General features: G+C 53.4%; 4 protein-coding genes. 1 reads left to right on the top strand and 3 read right to left on the bottom strand.

Going from position 1 to position 6,000, the window contains the following annotated elements:
- From TRICHSKD4_RS16875 to TRICHSKD4_RS16865, 3 genes are all read right to left on the bottom strand, one after another.
- Positions 1-1,317 (bottom strand): sigma-54 dependent transcriptional regulator (locus tag TRICHSKD4_RS16875; protein ID WP_040617066.1); only part of this gene is annotated, 1,317 nt, incomplete at its 3' end.
- Complete coding sequence (locus TRICHSKD4_RS16870; protein ID WP_009468088.1) at positions 1,314-3,191, bottom strand: ATP-binding protein; 1,878 nt, start codon at positions 3,189-3,191, stop codon at positions 1,314-1,316. The genes TRICHSKD4_RS16875 and TRICHSKD4_RS16870, both read right to left, overlap by 4 nt.
- A 179-nt stretch (positions 3,192-3,370) precedes the next feature.
- Complete coding sequence (locus TRICHSKD4_RS16865; RefSeq protein ID WP_009468087.1) at positions 3,371-4,933, bottom strand: cation:proton antiporter family protein; 1,563 nt, start codon at positions 4,931-4,933, stop codon at positions 3,371-3,373.
- A gap of 204 nt (positions 4,934-5,137) precedes the next feature.
- Here TRICHSKD4_RS16865 and TRICHSKD4_RS28325 point away from each other — a divergent pair, with 204 nt between their 5' ends.
- Complete coding sequence (locus TRICHSKD4_RS28325; RefSeq protein WP_050763457.1) at positions 5,138-5,968, top strand: hypothetical protein; 831 nt, start codon at positions 5,138-5,140, stop codon at positions 5,966-5,968.
- The last annotated feature ends 32 nt before the right edge of the window (positions 5,969-6,000 follow it).

Below are 6,000 nucleotides of genomic sequence, written 5' to 3'. Positions count from 1 at the left end.
GCCGTATTTCTGCATTTTCTCATAAAGCGCCTTGCGGGAAATCTTGAGTGACTGATGGGTTTCAGTGACGTTCCCAGCGGATGCGGCAAGGGCTGCAGCGATCAGAGATTTTTCGTGGAGCGCGATCTTGTCAGACAGTCCGAGCTCGTCCGCTTGGTGTTCGATATCGCTATTGGAAAGGTCGAGGTCGAGCCCAAGGGTGAAACGGTCGGCCGCGTTCCTGAGTTCGCGGACATTTCCCGGCCATTCCTGTCCGGCAATCGCAGACATAACCGAACTTGGAATGTCTGGAGCCTCTCGTTGGTAGCGAACTGCCGCCTCGGCCACCAATCGGGAAAACAAAAGCGGGATGTCTTCGCGTCGTTCGCTCAAGGCTGGAACATGTAATGTCACAACGTTCAAGCGGTAGAGGAGATCGGATCGGAAAGTGCCGTTGGAAACTTCCTCGTCCAAATTCTTCTTCGTTGCCCCAATAAAACGCACATCCAGTTCAATGGGCTCGTTCGAGCCAAGGCGCGTGACAACACGGTTTTGAATGGCATGCAGCAATTTGGTCTGCATGGGCAGTGACAGGCTGTCTATCTCATCCAGTAGGACTGTCCCACCACGCGCAGCTTCAAACCGCCCAATCCGGGTTCGCATGGCACCTTGAAATGCGCCAGCTTCATGCCCGAACAGCTCACTCTCAACGAGATTGTCGGGCAGGGCACCGCAGTTGATGTGAATGAAGGGTCTGTTTCCGCGGGTTGATGCAGCATGGATGGCTCGGCTGGCGACTTCCTTACCGACACCTGTTTCTCCGGTGATCAGAAGGTCGATATCTGCAGCGGCGATTGCCTTGACCTGATCTCGCAGCTTCTCCATTCGCTCGCTGCGGCCATGCAATGATGCCTCTACTGCGTCGCGCGCTCCGACTTGTTCCCTGAGCTTTCGGTTTTCGACGGTCAATCGGCGCTTGTCGAGTGCCCGGCGGACCGTATCGACCAACCGGCTCGGCGCATAGGGTTTTTCCAGAAAGTCATAAGCACCATCGCGCATGGAGCTGACAGCCAGTTCAACATCCCCATGGCCTGTAACTAGAATCACCGGGAATTGAGTGTCGATTTCCAGCGCTTTGCGCATTAATTCGATACCATCCATGCCCGGTAGGCGGATATCCGTGACCAAAATCCCGGAAAAGTCCTTTGAGATATGATCCAATGCGGGCAGTGCTTCGCTGAAGCACTCAACCGTGAGGTTCTCAAGCTCAAGGCTCTGCTTGGCGGTAAACCGCAGATGCTCCTCATCGTCAACAAACAGGATTTTCTGGTCACTCATTTGGCCGCGGTTTCCAGTTCTTTAGTCGTTTGGGCTGGCTGATCTTCTGTAACCTTGCGAAGCGTCAATTCAAACACAGCTCCGCCGTCAGGGTGGTTGGTGACCCTCAGGTCTCCACCAAAATCCTTGATGATGTTGTAGGAGATGGAAAGACCAAGGCCCATGCCTTCTCCTGGTTGCTTCGTTGTGTAGAAGGGGTCAAAGATCTTTTCGAACTCACCTTCCAACACGCCGGGACCATGGTCGCGCACTGTCAGCGTGCAATGGGTTTCCTGATCTTCCAATGTCATATCTATCACCGGATGAGCCTGATCCTTCATGGCGTCCAGCGCATTGGTGAAGAGATTTACGATCACCTGCTGAAGGCGAATGTGCCCACCCAAAACCTGAATGTCTTTATCTGGAATGGCGAATTCTAACGATGCGTTGGCGGATTTAAGACGCGGTTGGACCAGCGCTCGAGAATCGTTGATTATCTGGGTCAAAACAACCGGCCGCGTCTTTTCCCCCGGCCGCCGGGCAAAATTTCTCAAGTGTTTGGAGATGGACGCCATTCGGTCGGCCATTTCGGAAATCCGCGTGACGTTTTCACGCGTTTCATCCGTGCGGCCAATATCCAGAAGTTTGACCGCATTGTCTGCGTAGGATTTTACGGCGGCCAGTGGCTGGTTAAATTCGTGGCTCAACGCGGCGGACATTTGACCGAGCGCAGCCAATTTTCCTGCTTGCACAAGCTCTGCTTGCGTTCTTCGCAAACGGTTTTCTGCAGCTTTGCGTTCTGAAACTTCTTCCAGAAGCTGCTCGTTTGTTCGGTTCAAATCTGCGGTCCGCTCTGCAACGCGGGTTTCGAGTTGCTCTTGGGCTGCCTGCTGCGTTTCAAGTCGTTCCAAAAGCCGCGCACGTCGCTGAATGTAAAAGGCAAAGGCAAGGCCGATGAGCATGATGGCGAGCACGAGAATGAGCAGGGCAGCCAGCATTTGCGTTCTGGCACGTGTCGTAGGCACCAGAATTCGCACATTCCAAGCCGCATTCGCCAAGTATATGGAGCTGCTGACATAATTTGTCGTCGTGCCAGCATCGGTAATCTGCACCGTGTCAAGTCCATCATCCAAAGGCGACATGGTATTGACCAGTGGCATCAACTGGTCTTTCGGATACTGCCGATTGGTCTCGATTTCCAGCATGTCGGTTCGAGACAAGGGGCGCAGTGTCTTGAAATGCCAGTCAGGTTGACTGGCCATGAACACAACCCCGTTGAGATCAGACACAATGATCTGGTGGTCCGCGCTTCTCCAAGCTTCCTCAAAGCTGTCGACTGTAAACTTCAGAGCGACGACACCAATGATACGGGCACCATCTTCGATCGGTGCTCCGAAGAAATAGCCGCGTTCGCCGGAGGTGCTCCCAAGCGCAAAAAAGCGACCTGTGCCGCCTTCAAGCGCTTGGGTGAAATAGGGGCGGTAAGCAAAGTTCCTGCCCAAAAAGGACAGTTCCTTCTTGTAGTTGCTGGTTGCGATTGTCGTTCCGGTGACATCCATGATGTAGATGTCTGACGCCTTGAGCCGAAAGGCGGCGAGCCGCAAATCCTCGTTGACGGCCTCAACAAGGGCCTCGTTGTCAGGCGCATTCAAAAGCTCAACGAGTATGGCCTTTTCGGCGATGAGGGAAGGCAGTGGCTCATATCTGTGAAGGGCACCAGTTAGGCCAGCTACAGTCAGTTGAAGCGTGTCCTTCCCGCGAAGCCCTGCCTGTATCTGGAAGTAGCGTTCCAGCAGCGGCGCAGCGATGAGAGCGACGAGAAACGAGCCAACAACAAAAACCGACAATATGATGCTCGATGTGACTTTGACACGGGTGGTTTTCAACGGTTCCATGCCTATTGCACCTGACCCGATATCAAGTGCGCTATGCCGCTTCTCGCTTTTTTACTGTTCGTTTTGTCCGACACCCGCAGTCCCTTTTTCGGCTTCCTAGAACGCGCAAGATACTGGAAATGCAACGGGCTATCAAAGCAAAGGAAATGGTGTCTGCCCCTAACTCAAAGCGAGGCCGACTACTCTTTGCTGGGTAGAATTGTCTCAATCGCGTGGGCGGCGAGGCTCTGGCCGGCTTCCTGCATCGTCAGATAGGTCTGATCGGCTCCGGCTTCACAGATCTTCGCGACATGGTCCTCATGCAATGCATGACTGACAACCGTTCCAGTGAACCCGTTGGATCGCAGCATACGGGCCGCGATCAGTTTGGCTTCCAGATCATCCATAGCAAGAACTGCCGCAGAGATGTTCTGCAGATTGACACCGTGCCAAAAGTTGCTGTCCTCCGCATCGGCGAAAATCACATTTCGCCCAGCCTTCACGTGCCCCTCAACCTTATAGATATCCGCATCGAGACCAACAGGGCGACGGGCTTTTTCCATAAGCGCGTTGTAAGCCGCAGTGCCGGTTCGTCCCATGCCAAAGACGAGAACGTCTGCATCCCCGAGGTTCTTTGGTTGCTCATCCGGGTGCCGTGCAGACAACTCGAACCCCAGCAAACGATCCTCAAAGCGTTCAAAGATTTGGTGTGCGAAGCGGTTTAGTGGGGCCGCGATCAGGAAGGAAACCGAGACCGCAATCGCGAGCGGAACGAGGTAGTCCTGTGCGGCAGGAATGCCGGCTGCAACAATCAATCCAAATTCGCTGTACGCTGTGAGCGACAATGCTGTCACAAAGGACGTGCGTGCCCTTAGTTTGAAGGCGATGAGTGCAAAGAAGAACAATATGCCTTTCAGCGGCAGAAGTGCACCAAGCACTACGGCAAAGACAATGGAGTCCCAGTCTGGAAGGCCCGACATGCCGATCGAAAGGAAGAAGCCGATCAAAAAGACTTCCTTTAGCGCCCAGAGAGAGCTGGACAATTCGCTGGACCGAGGATGCCCTGACAAAAGCAAACCCATGACCAGCGCGCCAATCTCCCCCTTCAATCCGATGATTTCAAAACCAACGCCGCCGATCACAAGACTGAGCACCATTCCGGTTAACAGAAGCACTTCGTCGTGACCCGCCAGATCGAGCATCTTGAACAGCAGAGGGCGCAGCAGCGGTGTTGCAAAGATCAAAAGCGCCCAAGGGCCGGGCATTTTTCCGGCAAAGATGGCCAAAACCACCAGAGCGATGATGTCTTGAACGATGAGGATGCCAATGGCGGTGCGCCCGTGAAAGGTGCCAAGTTCACGTTTGGCTTCAAGGATTTTCGCAGACAGAACCGTTGATGAAAAGGCAAGCGCGATCCCGACCAGAACAGCGGTCATCCAGTCTGAAGTAAACAACAGCCAGACGATGGGCGAAAAGACGGCGATAGAGACGGCAAAATGGACCAATGCGCCGCCGATAACCTGAGGTTCTGTGATCTGGCGCAATTTCAGCTTGAGGCCGATCGTGAACAAAAGCATCAAGACGCCAAGTTCAGCGATGTATTCTAGAATAGGGCCTGTTTCGGCTGGCATTCCAAGATGCGGCCCGATCGCGTTGATGAAAAAGCCCGCAGCCAAGAACCCAACCAATGGAGGTAGTCCGACTTGCCTAACGGCAAGACCGAAGACAAAGGCCGTTCCGATAGCAAAGACTTCAAAATGCATGCTCGTCTCACTTACCGAATCATCTCTTTGCTTTAGATTAGTGGAACAAAAAGAGAAAAATATTAATATTCAAAACCTTCTGAAAAGCTGGTGGTGCCGAATTGTCCGTGTATATGCGGATTTTTCTCTTGGTTACTGCTGTGTTTGGAAACCATCGACGAAGCGCTTAGCGTGTGCCTCTAACCTTATTGTTCAAGGAGGGCAATGGGCTTGTATTTCGTTCAGCACAAGGGACCAGCGGACAGCGAACGCCAGCAATTAGTCAAATGTCACGGAGAACCGTTGGAGCTTCAGCTTGCAGCCAATCAGCCACTTGCAGAGGCAGTTGCAGGCGCGATGGAGCATTCGGGTTTTGAAACCGCATGGCTCGAAATTGCGGACGTGCCGGTTGAAAAGCTGAGTTATGTCATCCCGGCAGAATCCCCCGATGATGATCATGTTGCTTGGTACAGCGACATCAAGTCTTTTGACACCGGGCGGATCAAACGACTGGGAATGGTCGTTGGCAAGCACCAGTCGGCGACGTTCATTCATGGGCATGGCGCATGGCATGCGTTGGAAGGTGAAACGAAATTCGGCCACGTTTTGGCCGGCGAAACGTTTTTGGCAACGGATGTGCGCGCCAAGGGGATCGGAATACGGGGTGCTGTATTTGATCGCAGCCATGATGCCGAGACAAAATTCGACCTCTTCAAAATCAGGGAGATTGCAACAAGTGGCGGTGACCACGCGCTTTTGCGTCTCAAACCGAATGTCGAGCTTGTCAAAGGTGTCGAGCAAGCGCTTCAACAGTTGGGTTGGCAGCGGGCAAAGGTCAGCGGGCTCGGAAGTCTCGCCGGAGCCGTTTTTGAAGATGGCAGTCGAATGACATCGTTTGCGACCGAATTCCTGATCACTGATTATCTTGCTGGCGAAGGAGCCGCACCTGAAATCATGATCGTCGGGGAGACGGATGGCGACATCATCACGGGCAATTTAACAGCAGATCAAAACCCAATTCTGGTTACGGCAGAATTGGTTCTGAACCGGACATAGAGCCAAGTTAAGGGGAGGAGGGTTGGCACTTC

It is taken from the genome of Roseibium sp. TrichSKD4, assembly GCF_000148725.1.
Taxonomy (GTDB): domain Bacteria; phylum Pseudomonadota; class Alphaproteobacteria; order Rhizobiales; family Stappiaceae; genus Roseibium.
The sequence above is the reverse complement of the archived record's forward strand: the minus strand, read 5'-3'. Positions and strand labels throughout refer to the sequence as shown.

Bases quoted from the DNA above. Each gene is read 5' to 3' on its own strand.
- TRICHSKD4_RS28325 (WP_050763457.1), top strand. From the start codon at position 5,138: ATGGGCTTGTATTTCGTTCAGCACAAGGGACCAGCGGACAGCGAACGC.
- TRICHSKD4_RS16870 (WP_009468088.1), bottom strand. From the start codon at position 3,191: ATGGAACCGTTGAAAACCACCCGTGTCAAAGTCACATCGAGCATCATA.
- TRICHSKD4_RS16865 (WP_009468087.1), bottom strand. From the start codon at position 4,933: ATGCATTTTGAAGTCTTTGCTATCGGAACGGCCTTTGTCTTCGGTCTT.